General features: G+C 39.5%; 14 protein-coding genes and 1 riboswitch. Of the genes, 4 read left to right on the top strand and 10 right to left on the bottom strand.

Translation table 11 applies throughout. The features are described 5' to 3' along the window. Positions 1 to 32 precede the first annotated feature (32 nt). Together pnuC and BACINT_RS22245 are read right to left on the bottom strand one after the other, a co-directional pair. Entirely contained in the window at positions 33 to 635 is a 603-nt protein-coding gene (gene pnuC / locus BACINT_RS22250) for a nicotinamide riboside transporter PnuC (protein WP_007667477.1), read from the bottom strand. Positions 636 to 638: 3 nt separating this feature from the next. Continuing rightward, the gene (locus BACINT_RS22245; protein ID WP_007667475.1) at positions 639 to 2,948 is read right to left on the bottom strand and encodes a TonB-dependent receptor; all 2,310 of its coding nucleotides are present in this window, start codon (positions 2,946 to 2,948) and stop codon (positions 639 to 641) included. A 34-nt stretch (positions 2,949 to 2,982) separates the two neighbouring features. Beyond that, positions 2,983 to 3,079, bottom strand: a riboswitch (TPP riboswitch). 133 nt (positions 3,080 to 3,212) lie between these two features. Here BACINT_RS22245 and BACINT_RS22240 point away from each other — a divergent pair. Next, positions 3,213 to 4,085 (top strand): mechanosensitive ion channel family protein, encoded by an 873-nt coding sequence (locus BACINT_RS22240; RefSeq protein WP_007667473.1) that lies wholly within the window; start codon positions 3,213 to 3,215, stop codon positions 4,083 to 4,085. 105 nt (positions 4,086 to 4,190) lie between these two features. Here BACINT_RS22240 and BACINT_RS22235 read toward each other — a convergent pair whose 3' ends face one another. The 6 genes from BACINT_RS22235 to BACINT_RS22210 form a co-directional block, all read right to left on the bottom strand. Continuing rightward, positions 4,191 to 4,439, bottom strand: coding sequence for a hypothetical protein (locus BACINT_RS22235; protein WP_007667471.1), 249 nt, complete (start codon positions 4,437 to 4,439; stop codon positions 4,191 to 4,193). Between the two features lie 181 nt (positions 4,440 to 4,620). Continuing rightward, positions 4,621 to 7,248: a secretin and TonB N-terminal domain-containing protein gene (locus BACINT_RS22230; protein WP_007667469.1), complete on the bottom strand. Its 2,628-nt coding sequence runs from the start codon at positions 7,246 to 7,248 to the stop codon at positions 4,621 to 4,623. A 201-nt stretch (positions 7,249 to 7,449) separates the two neighbouring features. Next, the gene (locus tag BACINT_RS22225) at positions 7,450 to 8,421 is read right to left on the bottom strand and encodes a FecR family protein (protein ID WP_007667468.1); all 972 of its coding nucleotides are present in this window, start codon (positions 8,419 to 8,421) and stop codon (positions 7,450 to 7,452) included. A gap of 258 nt (positions 8,422 to 8,679) precedes the next feature. After that, the gene (locus BACINT_RS22220; RefSeq protein WP_232288782.1) at positions 8,680 to 10,521 is read right to left on the bottom strand and encodes an LruC domain-containing protein; all 1,842 of its coding nucleotides are present in this window, start codon (positions 10,519 to 10,521) and stop codon (positions 8,680 to 8,682) included. Between the two features lie 199 nt (positions 10,522 to 10,720). Then, complete coding sequence (locus BACINT_RS22215; protein ID WP_007667466.1) at positions 10,721 to 11,272, bottom strand: RNA polymerase sigma-70 factor; 552 nt, start codon at positions 11,270 to 11,272, stop codon at positions 10,721 to 10,723. A gap of 149 nt (positions 11,273 to 11,421) precedes the next feature. Continuing rightward, positions 11,422 to 13,059 (bottom strand): rhamnogalacturonan acetylesterase, encoded by a 1,638-nt coding sequence (locus tag BACINT_RS22210; protein WP_007667465.1) that lies wholly within the window; start codon positions 13,057 to 13,059, stop codon positions 11,422 to 11,424. 375 nt (positions 13,060 to 13,434) lie between these two features. Between BACINT_RS22210 and BACINT_RS22200 the strand changes: the two genes are divergently transcribed. Beyond that, a complete protein-coding gene (locus tag BACINT_RS22200) occupies positions 13,435 to 13,785 on the top strand; it encodes a DUF1622 domain-containing protein (protein WP_007667463.1) in 351 nt (116 codons plus the stop codon). Between the two features lie 222 nt (positions 13,786 to 14,007). Here the strand turns inward: BACINT_RS22200 and BACINT_RS22195 are convergent, their stop codons facing one another. Both BACINT_RS22195 and BACINT_RS22190 read right to left on the bottom strand, forming a co-directional pair. After that, entirely contained in the window at positions 14,008 to 14,856 is an 849-nt protein-coding gene (locus tag BACINT_RS22195) for a 23S rRNA (adenine(2030)-N(6))-methyltransferase RlmJ (RefSeq protein ID WP_007667462.1), read from the bottom strand. Between the two features lie 66 nt (positions 14,857 to 14,922). Beyond that, positions 14,923 to 15,501: a Crp/Fnr family transcriptional regulator gene (locus tag BACINT_RS22190; protein ID WP_007667461.1), complete on the bottom strand. Its 579-nt coding sequence runs from the start codon at positions 15,499 to 15,501 to the stop codon at positions 14,923 to 14,925. Between the two features lie 416 nt (positions 15,502 to 15,917). Here BACINT_RS22190 and BACINT_RS22185 point away from each other — a divergent pair, with 416 nt between their 5' ends. Both BACINT_RS22185 and BACINT_RS22180 read left to right on the top strand, forming a co-directional pair. Further along, entirely contained in the window at positions 15,918 to 19,145 is a 3,228-nt protein-coding gene (locus tag BACINT_RS22185; RefSeq protein WP_007667459.1) for a glycoside hydrolase family 2 protein, read from the top strand. A gap of 192 nt (positions 19,146 to 19,337) precedes the next feature. Further along, entirely contained in the window at positions 19,338 to 21,926 is a 2,589-nt protein-coding gene (locus tag BACINT_RS22180) for a PQQ-binding-like beta-propeller repeat protein (RefSeq protein ID WP_007667457.1), read from the top strand. Positions 21,927 to 22,033: the final 107 nt, after the last annotated feature.

Below are 22,033 nucleotides of genomic sequence, written 5' to 3'. Positions count from 1 at the left end.
TTCTTTTATCACTTTACCACCTTATTACCTTATCACTCTACCACTCTTTCCATCATCCTCTTCCATTTGAGGTAGCCAAAGATAGCGATTATTGTATAAAGAGCATATAGTCCTGCTGTGAAATTGAGGTCTTTGTAAACATAGAGTCCTGCACTGACAATGTCCACCACAATCCATGCCCACCACTGTTCTACATATTTTCGTGCCAGCATCCACATGCCTACGATACTGAGGGCAGTGGTGAAAGAATCAAGCCAGGGTACATTACTGTTGGTGAAACGAATGAGTATCCAGGCAATGCCGACAAAAGTAACGGCGAATATAATGCCGAGGGGCAGGTAATATTTCATCGGCATACGGGTAATGGGAAGTTCCTGCTGCCCTTCTTTGATACGTAGATGAAGTTTTCGTCTTACAAAACTACCGTATTTCCACATCATCCAACCGTAGACGGCCGCCCCCAGATAATAGATATTTATGCCGAAGTCAGCATACAGTCCGGCATCGTAATAGACGAAAATGTAGATAGCAGGCATGATGATGCCCGCTATCCAAAGATAGATACTCGCCCGGTATTCTAACCAGAGGTAGACAAGACCAACGATGGTTCCGATAATTTCGAGAGTTTGTTCCATGCTTTAAAAACTCAAAGAAATATGTCCCAGTACATTGGTTCCGGCTTGTGCAGCATAGGTTGCATAGCTGTAACGTTCTTTTTCTCCTGCATCATTGAGGGAATATCCGCTACCTGCGAAACCATTATTTTCGTATGTTTCATTGAACAGGTTATATATCGTACAACCCACTGTGACTGACTTCATGCGAGGCAGTTTGAAGGTATATGCCAGGTTCAGATTGCTAACGAAGTAAGCATCCAATATTTGGTCATCACGTTTAGCATTGGTCATATACTGCTTGCTGACGTATTGGGATTGCAGGGATGCTTCAAATCCTCTATACGTATAACTGAAACGATTGTTCAGAATAAAGTCCGGTGAGAAAGAGATAGGAGTATTGCCACGATCTATTTTCCAGGCTTCGGTAGTAGGGTCCTCCCATTCGTACAGTGTTTCGGAGAAGTTCTCTACACGATTACGGCTAAAGGTGGCATTGATATCCCATTGGAAACCACAGTTCAGTTTCAATCCAGCCATGAGTTCTATACCCATGCGATAACTGTCGGGTACATTGGCTGCTACAGCTTCGCCAATTTCATTCTTTTCGCCTGTCAATACCAGTTGGTTTTTATAATCCATGTAATAGAGATTAGCGCCCAGATTTAACCATGAGTTGGCAAAGGTATATCCCAGTTCATAGTCGAATAAGCGTTCTGCTTTGGGATGTTCGGTTAACTTTCCGTCGGTATAGTTATTGCGCGTAGGTTCTTTATGGGCTACACTGAATGAACCATATAGACGGTTGTTAGTATTGATCTGCCAGAACAAACCGGCTTTCGGGTTGAAGAAGTCGAACTTATCTTCAATATGCAGGGTTTGAAGTGCGTTCGTATCATCGTTCCATTTGTCATTCCGGCCATGCATCTTGTAGGTGATGTGACGGTATTGCAGATCGGCGTATGCACTGACACCACCACCTAACTCATAGTTGGCTTTCAGATAGATATTTCCATCATTTTTAGTAGCGTTGTTGCGGTAGTAATCATTATCAGGATTCAGTTGCCCCAGATAGTTCTTCACCCACAGTACTTTACCGAAATGGTCGCCATCATAACGATTCAGACCGCCACCCAGTGAAGCGTTCAGCCGGTCATTGGTATAACTTACGGAGAAGATTCCTCCACCAAACCAGTTATCCATTGCTTTTTTACGAACAAGGTCGCTTTTGGTTACGTTTTCTCCACTTACTTCATAGGGTTTCATGCCATATTCTACCAATTTACGTCCAATCTTGTATTCCTGATAATATCCATCTCCTGTGGTATAGTGCAAGCCGGCATTCAGACGCCATTGCGGAGTAAAAGTGTGGTTGACTAACAAGTGATAGTTCTTTTGTACATAGTTATCTGTCTGGTCATCATAGAAGTGGAAAGTGCCACCATTTTTGATCAGTTGATCGGCTTCTTTGACACCATAATCGTAATCAATCTCCGGTTGATGTATCCCTCCGCTTTTATCTCCAATATACATGTATCCGCAAGAATTGAAACGGCGTCCGAATACTGCCATTTGATCTTTGCTGGCATAATTCCATGCATGATAAGTACGCTCTTTTCCGCCGAAAGTGATCAGTTTCACCGATGTGTTGTCATTATAATATCCACCCTGAGCATAGTAGGAATTTAAGCCAACGGATGCCCGGTCTATATAACCATCCGAACTGATATTGGATAACCGTACGTCAAAAGACCAATGTTCGTTGATAAGTCCGGTACCTACTTTCACTGTCTCTTTGTGAGTATTGAATGAGCCGTAAGATGCGTTGATTTCGGCATACGGTTTCAATGAAAAATCTCCTGTTTGCATATTGATACTACCACCGAATGCACCTGCACCATTGGTGGAAGTACCTGCGCCTCGTTGCACTTGTAAGTCTTTTACGGAAGAGGCAAAATCAGGCAGGTTTACCCAGAATACGGTGTGGCTTTCTGCATCATTGATAGGAATACCGTTGGCGGTGACATTGATTCGCGTGCCATCTGTGCCGCGTATGCGCAAGGTGGTATAACCGATACCGGCTCCTGCATCACTTGTTGTAATGGCAGAAGGTATCATGCTTAATAAATAGGGCAGGTCTTGCCCGAAATTCTGTTTTTTAAGTTGTTCTTTACTAACATTGGTAAACGCCACAGGTGTGGTTCCCGTGGCACGGGTAGAGATAACTTCTACTTCCTGCAGGTTTATCACCCGCAAGCTGTCTTTCTCATGCGTCTGCGCACAGACACTCAGCGTTGCCATCAACAGGCAGGCCGCCATTGCATGTTTTCTCATTACAATTTTAACTATTAAAGATTAATACAGAAAAGGGGAACTTTTCTTCTTTTCCCTCCGCCGGCACTACCCGGATCAGGTCAATGGGTATGATCTCAGCCCGTCATATTAGGGCACCCCTTAGTTGAAATCGGGGGCAAAATTAAGTGTTTTCGCTGAAACACGCAAATCGAGTGAACGATAACCGGAAATATTTGTTACTTTTGTAATCTCCTGTAATTATTGGGAGATAATGATTTTATTAACTTCAAACGAACAAATATTATGTTAGTGTTATTACAAACGGCAATTCCTGCCGATGGAACTGTAGTAGAAGAAGGCTTTAGTAAATTGCAAGTCTTTCTTCAACAATTAATAGACTGGGGTGTAGCTGCCGGTGGAAATATTATTGGGGCTATCCTAATTTTTGTCATTGGACGTTTCCTTATTTCTCTCATCAAGAAGATGGTTTCCAAACTGTTGGAAAAGCGTCATGTAGATGCCGGTATTCAGAGCTTTGTAAAGAGTTTGGTAAATATCCTTCTGACCATCTTGCTGATTATTGCTGTTATCGGTAAGCTGGGTGTAGAAACGACCTCCTTTGCTGCCTTGCTGGCATCTGCCGGTGTGGCTATTGGTATGGCTTTATCCGGTAATCTACAGAACTTTGCGGGTGGTTTGATTATTCTCTTGTTCCGCCCTTACAAGGTGGGGGACTGGATAGAGAGCCAGGGTGTATCAGGTACGGTACGTGAGATACAAATCTTCCATACGATTCTGACTACGGCTGATAATAAAGTGATTTATATACCGAACGGAGCCTTGAGCAGTGGTACAGTGACCAATTATAGTCGTGAAGATACCCGCCGTGTGGATTGGGTAATTGGCGTAGAATATGGTGAGAACTATGATAAGGTGGAAGAAACTGTTCGGCGGATTATTGCTGAAGATAAGCGTATCCTTGCTGACCCGGCACCTTTTGTAGCCCTTCATGCTTTGGATGCAAGCAGTGTAAATGTTGTTATCCGTGTTTGGGTAAAGAGTGGAGATTATTGGGGAGTTTACTTCGATATGAACAAGACCATTTATTCTGTATTCAATAAGGAAGGTATCGGTTTCCCTTTCCCACAACTGACGGTACATCAGGCGAAGGACTGATAGTGGTCTGGAACTGATTACTGTAAAAAATAGGGAGCATAACAGGTTGTTGTTATGCCCCCTTATTCTTTATAGTTAATTACTCGTGATAGTTTTTATTGTAAATCACATTTCATATACTCCGAGTTCTTCCTCTATGGCTTCGCATTCATCTTTCTCTATATGCAGTAAGCGATTGATTTCCTTTCGCTTTTCGAGATCAGTGAAATAACTTTCTACTACGGTATACAGATCGAACCCTTCGGTGGAACCTGCTGCCATGTCTAATGACTCTACCATTTTTTCTACTTCCCTGTGAATGCGTTCCTTGTTGATGAAATGCAACTCATTACTATGAATCAGATACTTTTCCATGATCGTTGGTCTTTAAAGTTCTATGGATATAACGTCTGTCGTGAACGGTTAGTTCATACAAAGGATGATAATTCATTCCGATACTGTGAAATTTCCTGATACATCTTCTTTGCTTTTATCGGGGGCAATAGAATATTTTCGCTGTAAAATGGTGTAAGCAATAAGTGTTCTCTTTCATAAATTAAAAGTAGATTTTATAACTGATATTCGGAATCATACCCGATCCGTCTTCTTTCTCTATCTTATGGGTCTTTTCGTTGTACTGGTAAAAGTGCATACCTGTGCGCATACCTACATTTAGCATTTTAATGGAAAACTCATGAGATATTTTCCTTTTGTTGATTCTATAACTGAAAGAAATATCACCATTGAGAGAAGGATCAAATTTCTTGCTGTAAGCTCTGGTTTCATCAAATTTGATATCATGTTCTATCAGGCTTTTCTCTTCGTCTACAGGAGTGTAGCGGTCGCCACCTTGGAAGAAGATACGTCCGTTAAGGCTTAGTACATTTTGTTTATTGCGTCCCACCATCCATTCTTTTCCGGCAAGTACGTTTAGGAGGTAGTTTTTGTCCAACCGTGTGTTGCGCCAGATATGGTCCCCGGCTTTGTATCTCGATTTAAAAAGAGAAGCCGTTATCATATAGTAGAAACCATTTTTCATGTATTGTTCTAATGTGATGTCTATACCGTAGTTCACTCCGGAACCTCTATTCTTTAATATTCTTTCCAGGTAGAAGCTCTGATGGTTGATGATAGAAAAGGAAGAATTCTCTTCAACGGGAATACGGAATAAATATTGATAATAGGGTTCCACTTTTAAGTGCATATATGAGTTGATATTCCAGTCGTATGTAAGCCCAAAGTGATGAGCCTTTGAAAAATTCAGATATCTGTTGGATTCAGTTTTTCCATTGACCTCTTGTTCCACAAAGTAGTAGTCAAGTCTTTCTCTTCGACTGTGCAGGCCGTATGCCAATGCTAGGGCATGTTTCGGATTGAAAGTCCATTTAAGGGCTGCTCTGGGTTCTACGGTCCAGTTCTTATTTAGAGTGAAGTATTGCGCAGTGATGCCCAGACTGGTGGTAAAATGATTACTTAGGTTGATGACAGAACTGCTGTATGCCGAGAGTACACAACTTTCTCCGTTCCCTTTTGAAATCTGTTCCATAGGTATATCTAAACCAAAATTAGGACTGATTTTGTAATCCAGATCGTATTTAAGTCCTGTGATTGTGATACCTGTCCGGTTGATGTGGTTGGAGTTGAACTTCTTGTTCAGATAAGAATTGAAAACGATATCCCATTTGGAATTCCGGATATCTCCTACATGGACCAGTTTATCGTCTTCTGTCATCTGATCAGCTTCTGTGTGATCTTTTGCATAAGTAGCGGCTAATGAAGAACGGATATAAGTATCCGCATTGATAAGATACTTGTGAGTAATTCCTCCTGCTGCTTTATCAAATGTTGTATTTCCGGATTGCCGGTCACTTTGTGTTTCCCATTCATCACGGTCGAGAATCTCCGGTTTATAGCGGTCAATCAGTCCGATCCCCCAGATAGAGAAAGTTCCGGCCTTCCGGGTAGGAAAATTCAGCTTAAATGATAAGTCCTGATATTTGAGGTTCATGTCATTTCCTGTGGCTAAGGAAGTAGTATAGAAGCGGTAATTAAGGATATAGGAACTTCCATTCTTCCTGCTTATCGGGCCTTCCGATGCCAGGTCAATACCCAGAATACCCAACTGAAATGTATGTTCGTACTTCTGATTGTTACCATTTCGTATTTGCATGTCGAAGATACCTGATAATGCGTTGCTGTATTCGGCAGGGAACGCACCGTTGTAGAAATCGGAGTTACCGATCACTTGTGTACTCAGGGCCGAAAGAAAACCTCCACCCAGTCCGGTAAGGTCAGCGAAGTGAGTAGGATTAGGAATTTCTACACCTTCCAGTCTCCATTGGGTAAACTGGGGTGAATTTCCTCTGATAGCTACAGCATTGGTTCCTACATCTCCTGCCACACCTGCAAATGCAGAACTCAGGCGTGCCGGATCATCAAAACCATTGGCAAACCTGCCTGCCTCTTCCATACTGATCATATGTCCGCCGATAATGGCCATTGCATTCAGGGGCTTATCTTTCTTTATCTCAGGTTGTATGACGACTTCCGCTAACGAATGAACATTCTCGTCCAATGGGATTTCCATATATACTTCCTTGGAAGAGGTTACAGGTATTTCATTGAAAATATTGGCATTATATCCTACATAGGAGGTTTGTATATTGCATCGTCCCACAGGAACATGGTCTATCCGAAATCTTCCCAGACTATCTGTTGTACTGCCCAAAGAACCGCTATTCATAATTCTTACAGTAGCAAACTCTATGGGGGCATTGGTTTTGGAATCCAGTACGATTCCTCTGACTGTTTGGGTAGGTCTCTCTGTTTTTTCCTTGGTGGATTTCTGTTGTTCGTTGTCGGATGGAGTGATAATGATATGGTAGCCTGTTATTTTGTACGAATACCGGGTTTCTTTCAGGATTTGTGATAATGCCTCGTCAATACTCTGGTTTTCTAATGACAGTGATATTTTCTTCTTTACATCTACGGTCGACAACTCATAGGCTATGCTGTATCCGGTTTGTAGTTCTATCTCGGCAAAAGCTTCTTTCAGTGATATGTTTTTATTTTGTATGGTGATTTGCTTTTTGTCATTCTGTGCTGTGGCATTAAATGATAGAAAGGCAAAAAATAAAAAAAGGAGTATCTTATTTATTTGTTTATTAATGGTTATTCGGTTCATTATTGTATATTTTTATAAGATAAGCTGCATTTCGGCAGAACTTGTTCATGCAAGCATGAAAGTTCTGCACTCAAATTGCATTATCTTTGTATGGTTGATACTTTATTTTAGTTCACTTTCAAATAGAGCATTAGCATTTCAGAACCGGGTTGAGGGTCTCAAGCTGCAATCCGGTTCTTTTTCTTCATAGGCAGTTTCTTTTTATTGTTTTTTGATTAGTTCTACTTTGTTTCCTTGCTTTTGATAACTGAAGCCAATCATCTCACTTAATACAGACAGTATTTCTTCCAGATTTTCATTTTTAAGGAATCGGACGGTATATTGTTTGGAGGCAGGAATGTTCATTGTATGATTGATAGTCACATCGTAACGTTTTTCAAGTGTTTGCAGGATCTCGGTGAAAGGTGCATCGGTAAATATCAGTTTACCCGTGATCCAGCCATCTGTATCGGTTGGGGAGACTTCAGTAATGTTGACGGCGGATGTTTTTTTATCGTATGTCAACTGTTCATTAGGCTTTAGTATCCGTGGGTCTTGGGTGGGAGGGATAACTTCAACTTTACCACTTGTCAGGGTAGTGGTTACCAGTTTGTCATCAGCGTAAGCCTTTACGTTGAATTTAGTTCCTAATACTTTAACTGAGAGTTGGGAGGTTTCTACAATAAACGGTTTACTTGTGTTCTTCCGAATAGAAAAATAAGCTTCGCCATCAAGGTGTACAAGGCGTTGCACTTTCGAGAACTCTTTCGGATATTTGACTACAGTTCCCGCATTCAGCCATATTTCAGAACTGTCCGGTAATAAGAAGTGTTTCTTGTCACCGTATGCAACTGATATTTCAATCCATTTATTTTGTGTGGAGGTATAATATAAATAGCCTCCTGCCATCATAAATAGTGGAATCAGAACGGCTGCAATACGTGTCAATTTTTGATAGAAAGGTCGGTGAACGATTTCTTTATAGCCAATTCTTTGATTTACTCTGTCTAGTACAAGTTCAGTGTCCGGATCGGTTTTTGCTTCCAGTTCATTCCAATATTCCAGTGAGGCTTTTTCTTTTTCCTCAATATCTTTATCTTTAATAATCCATTTCTGAACCCTTTCTTCTGTATCGGAAGAGAAACGTCCGGATAAGTATTTCCTAAGAATTCGAGTGATCATATTCTTGTTCATCTGGCTGTATTTTATAATATATACAGCTAACAGATGAAAAGCTCAGTAAGAAAATCGAGTTTTTTTATTTTAAGGAAGTAGGCTTTCTCTAATAACCGAGAAAAGGAACAAATAATCTGCACCTTACTAACTCCATATCTCCTCCATACCAACTCCACTATTTTGTTCCCCGTATAGGAGTGGAGCAAGTGCGGGCTTGATATGGATATGGAGAGCTTTTGACCAAAATGAGTTATCGGATTAATTCGTTTCCTAACTCTATTGTGCAGGATGCTTATACCAATCTTTATTAGTTTTTCCCTCAGACTTTACCCAATCGTTGAATTGGGGATAAGCTAAGTCGATTCTTACACTTTCATCGGGTGTAGGGAAATCCTTAATACTTGCCAAATTCAGGGCAAAGGGAAATTTAAGCCTGTTCATTACGTAGTAGAGGCCTTCATCAGTGCGTGAAGCATCGCTTCCTGTACCGAATAGACCGAAATCAGCCTTGTCTGTCGGAGGATATTTCACTAAATGTACTTCTCTTCCTCTGCCTTTGTCCGATTCTACAAAGATAAATGGATTATATGGAGGTACGACATTTGCTTCCACAAGATCGTTCAATTCAAAGCTTATTGTGATTGTTTTTTCAAGTACACCTTTGATGTTATCGAATAATAAGAAAGTAGGATGACTTTGTCCAGGCTCCTGATTAGCTCCCTGCATATATTGGGATTGTTCGGCTCCGTCTATTGTTATATTACTTACATCGCCGGATGAGACACTACTCAATTGGAAGCCAAATCCTGATTGGAGTGTGCCACCATTATGACGTGGAATGAATTGATTTTCTATCTTATATACTCTATTGTTACTCGTGTTTTTATACACTTTGCATGAATAGTCTATCATCACATCATTCATATCATAGTCACCCATTGATGGCCATAAGTCTTCAAAGGTTAGTGTACCATAGTATGTAGTGAAGTTCTCCGTGTTACTCGGTGGATTTCCTACATCCGGTATTGTAGGTGTATTGCTTTCGTCTATTGCTCCCTTCTCTTCTATTTGCAGATAGAAAGTGGCATCATTGTAACGAAGGTCGGTATTATCTTCGAATCCGATAGCTACAAGTTGGTCGGAGTTGGGATCCCTTAATGAAACGCTCCGTTGTTTTCCATCTGAATTTAGATGCGAAAGGGAGAATCTGTTATATTTTTCATCGACTCTGGGCTTGACATTTCCTGCCTCGAATCCCATTCCCTGCAACCACCATCCGATGGTTACTCCTGCGGGAAATTCATCATGGAATTTTTCTCCGTCCCAATACTTCAATAGTACTCTGTCACCACTAACTAATGCTCCTGTTTCACCCTTGTGAGCAATAGAGGTGGCACTGGGGAATGCAATGATTCTCTGCACTTCCGATACACTTTGGGGTTCCTGTCCGGTAGGGTAACTAAAGTAGCCGACACTATTGTACCAACCAGCGGAACTATTGATGAAACATAAATAAACTTTTGTAGCTTTTATGATTTTTATCTCAGAGCTAACGCCAGGAGCGAAGAATGCTTTTCCATAATCCCTTTGCTCCATAGCAGTTCCATTGTATTTGACGAATATCTCATTTATATTATACAATGTTTTTGCATCAGGTAGTACTCTGCCGGGTGTTAGATAAGTAGGAGTTCCGAGGGTACTCCAGTCACCCAAGGTTAGCCAGTCGTCAGGATATTGATGATTGTTAGGTGTTAAGGCTCGGGTAGTTGCTTTTGCAATATACTTCTCCTGATTGTACATGATAGAGTTATCAGTAACTTCTAACTGAATAGGAGAGAGCGTTCCGGCATACTCTGAGTATAGCCAGACCTCTGACAAAGCAGATTGAATTTGTATCTCTCCGGAAAATTTACCATCCTTATCTGTGGCGGCACGATAAATGGGAGAGATGTCTTTTTTGACAAGTTCCCCGTTTTCATTTTCTATTATCGGATTTTCGTCGTAGAGGTCGAATAAGACAACATAGTCTTTTCCTTTGAATCCATAGTCCACAGACAGGTTTATCTTCTGGTTTAAGTCAAAATCGAAGAACTGGTCTGCCGGAATTTTAACATACACATCATTTTTTTCTAAACAACTTGTCGCTAGTAATAGTGTCGAAGTTATGCAAGTAGCAATAAATAAAAATCTTTTCCCCATAAGATTATGAATATAATAATCTGCAATTATACGAAGAAAAATGATTCTTTGTTATTTTAGGTGAATATATTTTTTCTTTTACTTCTTTTTTAGGGGGTTGGAGCGAAAAAAGAGTGTATTATAACAGTGATAAGAAGAAGCATGAAATTGTTTTCCGTATTTCTTTCAAGGCGAGACTTAACTGGCTTTCTACATTTCTCTTGGTAGTATTCAGTTGTGTTGCTATCTCTTCATTGCTTAAGCCTTCGTTACGACTTAAAATATATATCTTCTTCCTTTGTTCCGGCATTTTTTCTACTGTGTCGTCTATCAGTAGTCCGAGTTCTTTGGCTATCAGGTCTTCTTCCGAAGTGGAACTGCATTCTTGCTTTTGGATATTATTTAGATAGGTATCTTCTACATATTTATGTTTCAGGAAGTTGATAGCAGAGTTTCTTGCTACTGTATGTAAGAAAGAATCAAATGATTTTGAAATATCAATAGAATGACGGTTTATCCAAAGATTCACAAATAAATCTTCTGTAAGCTCCTCGGCATCTGGACCCGACTTGATGTAGCCATATATAAAAGCTTTCGTCTTACCGTAATAAGTGATAAAAACTTCTTCGAAAGCCTTGTGGCTACCTTGCTGCAAAGCTTTCAGAGTTTTGGTATCAATCTCATTGCTCATTTATAGTCCAGTTTTATTTTTTGACGGGAGCAAAAGAAGTGATTATTTGTTTTATGCAGTTATTCTTTTGGATTAATTAACCATGTCTATTTTATTTTCTATTTTTCTTTCTTGGGTACGATCATTCCTGCAATGTTTTCATATAATTCCTATTTTAAAAACTTTTTCAGTGGACAATCTGTAGTTTTTAATCCTTTTGCAATGCTTCGGGCATTCATTTGTGCTCCTTTCAAAGAAGTGTGTGTATGATCCGTATTATAATAAACTGCAGTTTTCTCAGGTCCTGCTTTTTGGAGTTTATCAGCAGATAGTTTATTCAGGTCTATAAAGTAAGCACCGGTTGCTTCTGCCGCTTCACGTGTCCACTTGCCATAACTCTCGGTATTGCGCTCTATTTGTCCGTCTTTCCATTTATTGCGGGGTGTATGGCTTAAAACAATGGGAATCGCCCCCTTTTCCTGGGCATCCATAATAAATTTGCGGAGGTACCAGCCAAAGGTATAGACTACTTGGTATTTTCCAGTCTTCTCCATTAGGAAGACTTTACTTTCGTTTCCTGAGCCATGTAACTCACCGCGGGCTTTTCCTGTGTTGATATCTCCTCCGTCATTGTGTCCGAACTGGATTAATACGAAATCTCCCGGTTTAAGTGCATTATAAACCTTGTCCCAACGTCCTTCGTCCAAGAAAGTACGGGCGCTACGTCCTGCCATAGCACAATTCTCTACCGATATTTTTTTCGGATTAAAGATCTCGGCTATTACGCTTCCCCAGCCCCACATGCCATTTTTATTATCGTCTTTGTTTTTGACTGTACTGTCGCCAATGGTGAATACTACCGGACATCCTTCTTTTCGGCTGGAACCAGTGATCGTATCTTGTTCAATTGGTTTCAGATAGTTAGCCAGTTCCAGACCTGCGTATTCCCGAATACCTTCGGCAGCAGATTCAGCATTTACTTTTGCTCCGAAAGCACTGGTGTGAATGCGGTCTAAATAGAACATATATTTAACTTTCTCCTTGCCGAATTTCTCAAATTTACGGGCAGTGATATCATTCAGATCAATGAATGGAATCTTTTGTTCTTCGGCTATTTGCTTGGCCCATAGACCAAAAGTGTGATTGACACGTGTGATAACCGTACTATCCTTGTCTTCCCAAGCATTGCGGGGAGTCAGGGAGAATAGGATAGGATGGGCGCCTTTTGCTTTTACATCCTGTACGAAACGGCGCATATATTCTCCGTAAGAGTATACAGTTTCCTGTACTCCGGTTTCCTGAATAGTGACATTCAGGCTGTCTTTACCGATACCTGGTATGGAGGCACGTGCACGACCGCTATCATAAGGGCCGTTGTCGTTATGTCCCAGTTCAATAATAACCCAATCTTCTGCCCGGACGCCTTTAATAACATCCTGCCAGAGACGGTTATAAAAGGTACGACTGCTTGTTCCCCCCAGTGCATGATTTTCTACAGTGATTTTATTTGAATCGAAATGATCGCCGGCATAATATCCCCATCCCCATTGTCCATTGTTACCATTCCCTAAGGTTCCGGTACGCATAGTAGAGTTACCCACTAAAAATAAAACGGGATTATCTCCTTTTCTACTTGATCCTGCTACAGGTCTTGCTGTGTGGGCTTTATTTAAACTATCCAGTGTGTTGTCAATAACTTGGTTGACGTCTTTCATGGGTGCAGTAACCTTGTTCTGAGCTTGTGCAGACAATCCAAAGGCAAATGTCATACCTACTATCAAATAGCTGTAAAATGTGTGTTTATCCATTTTTCTATAACCTTAAATTCTTTGTTTGTGCAAAAGTAGGCGAAATATAGGTTTCTGTAAATGGAATATTATTCAGAATTACTGTCTTTTTGTACACTCAAGTGGGATTCTTTTAAAATAGAATCTCCAGTCTTATTGAAATTGAGTTGTGACGGAGCTTTTCTTGGAATCGATTGTCGGGTTGAAGAAATATCCACCATTTACATCTTTTTCAGGAGCAAATGAATATCCCATACTACATTGCAGGTAAGGCACCCATCGTTTCGCTGCCGCGAGCTGGTACCCGATATCTGCAAAGACCGGTATCAATGCTTTTTCATAAAAAATCAAACATTAAAGTGTTTTGCAATGTTATATTAATAAACTTCAATCGGCATGCTTACTACTTTCTTAAATACATTAGCTACAATAATCAGTGTGACAAGTCTTCTAATTGTCACCTATGGAGCATTAATCGGAATAATATCTTTTCTGATCAATGAGTTCAAAAGGTTCACGGGTAAGTATTCGACTACTAACATCCGAAAACTACGGGCAACTTTCGGAACTTATTTGTTGCTCGGACTTGAATTCTTAATCGCATCAGATATTTTAAAAACAGTATTGGAGCCAACTTTGAATGAACTGGCTATTTTAGGTGGTATAGTTGTTCTGAGAACTATTTTATCCGTTTTCCTGAATAGAGAAATCAAGGATCTGGAGGCTGAAAGCGAAAAAGATCAATGATGCTGTAGAAAGTGAAATTCTTTGTGTTAATTGTTAACATAAAGAATTTAAATAGTTAACAACTTCCTTCATTCTATTAAACCATGTTATAAATGTCTCCGTTTAGTCTTAGAAATTTGGAGATATCCTGAAAGTCCGTATCTTTGCAATGTGTTTTTCATAGTATTAGATTTAAGGTTAACAAAAGATTGGCTGTCTGGGATAGATAGCCTTTTTTTATGTTTACTTTATACTATCTCTATATAGTCTCCCATCATAACTTTTATATTTAGTGTCACTGTACATGCAAACTAACATATTGCTATAATCCCAAATTGCTTTATTGGCTTCCTTAGATAAATTGGTAGCTAAAATGCCGCTCCCCAATATACCCGGGTTACAAGGAATCGTATCTTTTCTGATTGAATTCATGATTAACTCAATACAGGTATATTCTTTGATGTTTTCTTCCTCCAGTCTATTCACTATATATTGGTTAATGTGTATTTTGTTATTTCCAGTCATAAAACCGTACCACAATAGGCATTTCATACCTGCTTGGGTTGCTTGTATTAATACATCCAGATAGGTTGTTCCCGATATTCCCTTTTTATCAATTTCATAAGGATCGATATGGAGGAAGGAAGCTTGGGAAAGTGAGGGTAGTAGTTTTATAATCCCTTCGAGTGAATCCGTATGACAGGTCTGGATATGTGATTCTAATTTCACTTGTTTGGCATAGGATTCTATATTTTCTAAAGCATCTTTTTCTATATCAAAGAATAGATATTGGGATGTTCGTTCTGCCAATGTATTCATAGCTAAAGCGGGAGAACCTAAATAATTTCCTTTTGCCATTTCTGTGCTTTCCAGCTTGTAATAAGGAGATTCTCTCAAAGGTTTTTCTTCACGGGCTTTCTTCAGGAAATAGTAAATGCCGTATTGCTGTTCCGGGGTATGCGCCATTTGATAAATGGCGGATGCTGAATTCGTTTCTATGTATATCTGCGGTTTTTCGATTTGAAGAACTTCACAAAGCACCAGATGCTTGAATACATCAGCTTGTTTCCCATAATGAGTGTAAGTTGCCATACTTTTATGATTTATGTTTATGGCGGCAATATTAAGCTATATAGAGTGAAAAAGCCTTGACCAAAGTCAAGACCTTTCGTTATACAGTTGTTTTTTTCTTATTCTGCTGAGGGTTTCGGGAGTTATGCCAAGAAACTGGGCTATTTCTTTGAATGAAAGCTTTTCTTGTAAACCGGGGCATCTTTTCATTAATGCATGATAACGTTGTTCCGGAGTATCGCAATAAAATCCCAATAGTCGTTGATATATTTCTGCAAACATAGTTTCGGCTATTTGCCTTCCTAATCGTTGGGTGTCCATGTCTGTTTCCCAGAATTGATTAAGTTTGCTTAACGGGAGGAGATAAACCTCACATTCGGTAGAAGCTTGTATCGTGACTGTGGAAACTGTCTGTTTCATGAAAGAAGGATAGTCACAAACAAAGTCATTTGCAAAGCTATAGCCTACTATCCATGTATTGCCATTTGCATCTGTATGAGACAAACGGAATATACCGGATACGACAAAGCCTATCTGATTGTTTTTCTCATTTTGCTGTACCAGATATTCGTTCTTTTTAATTTTCATCAGGAGCCCTTCTTCCAAGAATAATTTTTCAAGCCTTGAGGTATCCGGAGGACTATCTTTTACATTAAATTTGTCCATGATTATTATATTAGTACATACGACAAAGGTACGAAGATTACAGAATGAATGATATAGTTCTAAACTAAAATAAGTACTGAATAATATTATATATGCGAATCAGTAGTTGAAATTCATTCATGATGGAAAAGAGAGGAATAAAAGAGTGATAGTGTGATAGGGTGATAAAGTGGCTGCGCTATATCACAGAGCGTTATCCCGTTGTCACTTTATCACACTTTGTTCATAACTCGTCCAAAATGAACATAATTCAACTACTGATTTGCATTATTAATAGAAAAGTTCTGGATTCCGGAGGATTAATGTGTTTTTAATCCAATATTAATTCTGTTTCGGCTTACTTTTTAATGTCACCCTGTTTACTTTGCAGACAGGAAAAACAAATATGTCTAATACCTAATTAATAGTATTTTTAAATGAAACGAAATGCAATTTTATTAAGCTTGTTGACGACTTTGTTCTTGCTGCCGGGAAAGGCAGTGGGACAAAACACATCAAGCGATGGTAAATTGGTGTATAACTTCCCGTTTGCACCAAGTGAGGGTCTTGTGAATAGAACAGAAAAGGAGTATAGGAAAGAAATCTGTCTGAATGGCTATTGGGATTTCCAACCTGTGGCTTTGCCGGGTAGTTACGTGCAAGGTAAAGGAGTGGCACCGGAATTATCATTGCCCAAAGAAGGTGCATGGAGTAAAACCCGTATAAAGATTCCTTCTCCATGGAATATAAACTCTTTTGCTAACAGAAATGTAGAGGGACCTGATCATCGCAACTACCCGTCTTATCCGAAAGAATGGGAACAAGTGAAAATGGCGTGGATGAAAAAAACTGTAACTATTCCTAATGACTGGAATGGTCAGCAGATAAAATTATATTTTGAAGCTGTAGCCGGCTATACTGAGGTCTATATCAATAAGGAAAAAGTAGGAGAGAATTTTGATCTTTTTCTTCCATTCAGCATAGATATTACGAATAAGGTAGCTGCAGGTGAAACCGCTGAAGTATGGGTGGGAGTTCGTAGTCAATCTTTGTTTGAAAACAACTCTACAATTGGGCGTCGTATTGTTCCTGCCGGTTCTATGTGGGGATATCACATTGCCGGTATCTGGCAGGATGTATACTTGTTGGCATTGCCTAAAGTACATGTGGAAGATGTATATGTGAAGCCGTTGGTTTCAAAGAATATGCTTGAACTGGAAGTGACTGTACAGAATAATACGGAAAAAAAGACAGATCTGCAACTTCAAGGTAAGATTAATGAATGGGTAAACCTGGCTGGGACAGATGTTAATTCTGCTCCTGTACCTGCATGGGAACTTGGACAGGAAGCTTTGAAAGTGGCCCCTGTTAAAGTTAGCATCCCTGCCAATGCTTCAACAAAAGTTGTGTTGCAGGTTCCGGTATCCGGTGAGTTGAGTTACTGGACTCCTGAACAACCGAATCTTTATGCCGTATTGCTTTCATTGCAGGCTAAGAAAGAAATTCTTGATATGAAATATGAACGTTTCGGATGGCGTGAATGGACATTGCAAGGTACCACACAGTACCTGAATGGTAAACCTTATCAGTTGAGAGGTGATTCTTGGCACTTTATGGGTATTCCGCAAATGACACGCAGATATGCGTGGGCATGGTTTACTGCCATTAAAGGTATGAATGCTAATGCAGTTCGCCCTCATGCACAGATTTATCCTCGTTTCTACATGGATGTAGCTGATGAAATGGGTATCTGCGTATTGAATGAAACTGCTAACTGGGCGAGTGATGGTGGTCCGAAACTGGATTCTGAGCTCTTCTGGGAAGCATCAAAAGAACATTTGAAACGTTTTGTACTCAGAGACCGTAATCATGCTTCTGTCTTTGGTTGGAGTATCAGTAATGAAAATAAACCTGTGATTTTGCATGTTTACAACAGACCGGAATTGATGCCTCAGCAGAAGAAAGCTTGGGAAGATTGGAGAGACATTGTTCGTGCAAACGATCCGACCCGCCCATGGATTTCTGCCGATGGAGAAGATGATGGAGATGGCATCTTGCCGGTTACAGTAGGTCATTATGGTGACATGAACTCAATGAAACATTGGGTTGGAATAGGTAAACCTTGGGGAATCGGTGAACATAGTATGGCGTACTATGGTACGCCCGAGCAGGTTGCTAAGTATAATGGTGAAAGAGCCTATGAATCGCAGTTGGGACGTATGGAAGGATTAGCTAATGAGTGCTATCATCTCCTTGCTAACCAGCGTAATATGGGAGCTTCTTACAGTACCGTTTTCAATATGGCATGGTACTCTTTGAAACCGCTGCCACTGGGAAAGAAAGATATGACTACAGAACCGGATATCAATAAAGATGGTATTTTCTTTACTGATTATAAAGAAGGTGTGCCGGGTGTACAACCGGAGCGTGTAGGTCCTTATTGTACAACATTCAATCCGGGATATGATTCGAATCTACCTTTGTATGATCCATGGCCTATGTATGATGCTATGCGTGCAGCCAATGCACCGGGACACTCTGCTTGGTCTGCTTATGCTGATATTGACAAAAAACAATATGAAGCACCGACAGCTACTCCGGCTGAGAAATATAAAGAAGTGATTTTCATAGGCGGAGATGACAGTAAATTGAAAGGTATTCTGGATGCACAAGGCGTGAAATTTGCTGTAAAGATTACTGCACCTGCACGTATGCTCTATATTGTAGATGGTACTTACACTTTGTCTGCTGCTGAAAAGAAGAGTATGTTAGCTAATATTGCTAAGGGTGCTGATGTATGGATTTGGGGATTAACACCTCAGACATTGAATGTATACGATGAGATATTACCTCTTCCGGTAGCATTAGATAACCTTAAACGTTCTTCTTTCTTGCCGGTTCAGAAGTCATGGATACGTGGCTTGAATAATTCTGATTTCTATTTCTGCGAACTTCAGAGAGCTGATGCTTCAGAATATTCATTAACAGGTGCGCTGGTAGAAGAAGGAGATGTCTTGCTGAATGCTTGTAAAACAGATTGGAGAGCTTGGAATAAACGTCCGGAGGAAATCAAAACTGCCGGTACGGTGCGGAGTGAGTACGAATGTACAGCTGCTACTCCTGTGTTTGTGAAGTATCAGAAAGATGCCTCTTGTTTCTATATCAGTACCCTGAAAGAATTCACTAACTCTGAAAAGGGATACAATACACTGGGAGTGATTTTAAAGAATGCCGGTATTGATTGTAATGAGATTGAAGTAAAATCAAATGAAGTCTTCTTCTTGCGTGATAATCAATTGGTATTTCCTGTTGCAGCGAAGGAGAAGTTAGTGAAAAAAGCGGATGGATGGGCCTTGGATATCTATGTATTTAGTCCGCGCCCTTTGGATGACTTGCTGATTGAACCGAATATGCCGAAGCTGACTTTGGTTGTGAAAGCAAAGGAATGCCAGCTTGCTATTAATGATAAAGCATATGTAGCCGCTTCGCAAAATAGGCATGAGGCTACTTATAAAGAACTGCCCTTGCTGCAAGGTTGGAATAAGGTAAGCATAAAAATAGGAGAAAGAGATAAAAATGAATTCAGTGGTAACTTTAGATGTGATAATAGAAATGAATTCCTTTCTTCGTTGAAAGTGATGTTTGTCAATCCTGAAGTGAAATAGAGAGATAGATAAATAAAGGGATTGAGGAGAAGCGTAGTTTTCAAATAGGTTCTTTTTCGATAAGTTCAGTGTTAATCCAGTGTTGTGCGAGGTAATTCGCATAACACTGGATTGGTTCTAATTCTTTTTATTGAACTTATTACTCATTTTATGTTTTTTTATACCTTTGTCTAGTGTTCTTGAAATAGAAATATGAAAAACTATTGCAGATATATTTTATTTAGTTTCCTCCTGCTAGCAGGAGTGAATTTATTTGCCTCCGTCTATAATAGCGGACTTTATTTTAAATCTCATTCCGCCCCTAGTACTGAAAGAACTTCACTCATTCTAGATGAAAATAAGCCTTTTGAAGTAGAAAATGAATTTACCATTTCTTTTCAGATGTGGGTACGTAACAATGAACCCGACTTTGGGTCAATTTTGCATTTGTACACTAATACAAATCAATTAATTCGTTTTTCGTTTGTTGCGGGAGGAGAACGTTTGCATTATCCGGCATTAGTCTTCAATGAAGGAATGGTTACCATTGACAGTCCTATTGAAAGAGAAAAGTGGATTTCAGTTTCCTTGCGAATGGACATGAAGCATAATTCTATTGCAGTGAAGTATGCGGGAAAAGATACGACAATAATGGTTCCTCTGAATGGAACTCATCGGGTAAAAGCATTATTCGGACATGCGCCTGAATATCTGGCTGATGTAGCGCCAATAAATTTAAAGGATGTAAAAATAATGCAAGATGGTAAGCAAACCCGTGAGTGGAGGTTGTGGAAACATAATGATAATGTTTGCTTTGATGAAATAGCGAAATCTATAGCTCGTGTACGGTCCCCTTATTGGCTGATAGATGACCATATCAAGTGGAAACAGATTTATAAAGGAACACTCTCTGGAAGACTGGATGTTGCTTTTAATGCGCGTGATGCTTTGTTTTATTTGGTAAGGCCAGATAAAGTGGAAATACTAGATGAAACTGGAACCATGAAGAAAGAAATTAGTGTACAAGGAGGGTATCCTGCCATGGAGTTCACAGATCATCTAATTTTTGACACCTTGACTAACAGGTTGGTATCTTATTCGTTATCTCAAAAGCGTGTTTCTTTTTTCTCTTTTGATACAGATCGATGGAATTTGGTAGAGCGTAATAAGGAAGAGCCGAATTATTATAACCATGCTCGTACTTATAATCCGGCTGATTCTTCTTTCTATTTCTTCGGTGGCTATGGTTTTTATAGATACAGGAATGATTTGTTCAGGATGAGTCCGTTTACGGGCGAAATGGAAATGATCAACTATGACCCCTTGCTTAATCCTCGTTACTCTTCGGCGGTAGCTGTCGTTGGTGATGAACTCTATATATTGGGTGGGAGGGGAAATAAGTATGGCAAACAGGAGTTGAATTCTTATTTCTATACAGAATTGTGCGCGATTGATTTGAAAACAAGGAAATCACGTGTTGTTTGGAAGAAAAAGCAGGTAGAGGCCTCAATGTTGATGGCTTCATCTATGTATTTCGAACCCTCGGATAGTTCATTCTATGCGGTTTCCTTGAAAGATGGCGGTATTTTGTGGAAAGTATCCATGAAAGATACGACTTGGACAGCAGTATCTATTCCCATTCATAACAGAGTTATTCATCAAGATTGTGATTTTAGTTTCTACTCATCTCCTTCATGCAATAAGCTGTTTTTAGTAATGGATAAAATATTGACTGATCGTACACATGATGTGTCCATATATTCCATAAATACTCCGTTGATGAGCCAAGCGGATATAATGCAAGTGGTGGAAGATACTTCTGTTGCTATCCAGATGTGGTATTGGATAGTTGCTGGATTTTTGTCGTTGTTGGGTGTTGGAAGCTTTTTATATTACCGAATAGTTGAACATAAGAAAGAAGAACCGCTTTCTGTAGTTACTACGGATAGTGTAAAAGAAGAATTGGCAGCAAATGATAACAATGTAGAGAATGAAAATTTAGAATTGAAGGTAGAAGCTGGGGATGAAAGAATTCCTGTTCTTAGACCGATAGAAAACTATTTTGATCGTAGTCGTTCAGCAATTTCTTTACTTGGTACATTTAATGTGCGGGATAAGGATGGAAATGATATCACTTCTAATTTTACTCCCCGTCTGAAAAGTTTGTTAGTTTTGTTAATTCTTTATACAGAGAAAGATGAAAAAGGCATTCTGACTCGGAAAGTAACTGATATGCTTTGGTCTGATAAGGATGAGATCTCAGCTCGAAATAATAGAAATGTGACATTGCGTAAGTTGCGTGTTTTGTTAGAAGAGGTTGGTGATGTGGAAGTAGTGAGTGATGGTGGATTTCTGAAAATGCAGTGGAAAGAAAAGGTATTCTGCGATTATCGTACAGCGCTCCATTGCATAGAGTTATTTCAACGAAATGGTTCTCTGAAAGATGATGTATTTCTGAACCAAATATTGGAATTGTTGCTGTGTGGTCCGTTACTTTCTAATACGATTGTTGATTGGTTGGATGGATTTAAGGATGCCTATTCAAGCCTTTCTATTGATTTACTTAGAAATCTGTTGGATATTGAATATAAGAAAAATAACCATGAGATGGTGCTCCGTATTACTGATATTATGTTTTTGCATGATCCGTTGAATGAAGAAGCATTGTCTGCCAAGTGTTTAGTACTGTTTTCGGAGGGGAAGAAGGGGATTGCCAAGAGTGTATATGATCGTTTCTGTAAGGAGTATCGGGAGTCTTTAGGTGAAAATTACAAGGTTCCGCTTTCTAAATTATGTGAATAACTTTATTTTATTAAAAATTAAGCGTTTAATTGAAAAAATTAAGCGCTTTTTTAATATAATATTAAGACGAATTTCGAAGAATAATTAATCTGGAGCATATACTTTTG

This window comes from Bacteroides intestinalis DSM 17393 (assembly GCF_000172175.1).
Lineage (GTDB): Bacteria > Bacteroidota > Bacteroidia > Bacteroidales > Bacteroidaceae > Bacteroides > Bacteroides intestinalis.
The sequence above is the reverse complement of the archived record's forward strand: the minus strand, read 5'-3'. Positions and strand labels throughout refer to the sequence as shown.

Coding starts and splice junctions, on each gene's coding strand:
- BACINT_RS22235 (WP_007667471.1), bottom strand. CDS start 4,439: ATGGAAAAGTATCTGATTCATAGTAATGAGTTGCATTTCATCAACAAG.
- BACINT_RS22210 (WP_007667465.1), bottom strand. CDS start 13,059: ATGGATAAACACACATTTTACAGCTATTTGATAGTAGGTATGACATTT.
- BACINT_RS22185 (WP_007667459.1), top strand. CDS start 15,918: ATGAAACGAAATGCAATTTTATTAAGCTTGTTGACGACTTTGTTCTTG.
- BACINT_RS22245 (WP_007667475.1), bottom strand. CDS start 2,948: ATGAGAAAACATGCAATGGCGGCCTGCCTGTTGATGGCAACGCTGAGT.
- BACINT_RS22195 (WP_007667462.1), bottom strand. CDS start 14,856: ATGGCAACTTACACTCATTATGGGAAACAAGCTGATGTATTCAAGCAT.
- BACINT_RS22180 (WP_007667457.1), top strand. CDS start 19,338: ATGAAAAACTATTGCAGATATATTTTATTTAGTTTCCTCCTGCTAGCA.
- BACINT_RS22230 (WP_007667469.1), bottom strand. CDS start 7,248: ATGAACCGAATAACCATTAATAAACAAATAAATAAGATACTCCTTTTT.
- BACINT_RS22200 (WP_007667463.1), top strand. CDS start 13,435: ATGCTTACTACTTTCTTAAATACATTAGCTACAATAATCAGTGTGACA.
- BACINT_RS22225 (WP_007667468.1), bottom strand. CDS start 8,421: ATGAACAAGAATATGATCACTCGAATTCTTAGGAAATACTTATCCGGA.
- BACINT_RS22190 (WP_007667461.1), bottom strand. CDS start 15,501: ATGGACAAATTTAATGTAAAAGATAGTCCTCCGGATACCTCAAGGCTT.
- BACINT_RS22240 (WP_007667473.1), top strand. CDS start 3,213: ATGTTAGTGTTATTACAAACGGCAATTCCTGCCGATGGAACTGTAGTA.
- pnuC (WP_007667477.1), bottom strand. CDS start 635: ATGGAACAAACTCTCGAAATTATCGGAACCATCGTTGGTCTTGTCTAC.
- BACINT_RS22215 (WP_007667466.1), bottom strand. CDS start 11,272: ATGAGCAATGAGATTGATACCAAAACTCTGAAAGCTTTGCAGCAAGGT.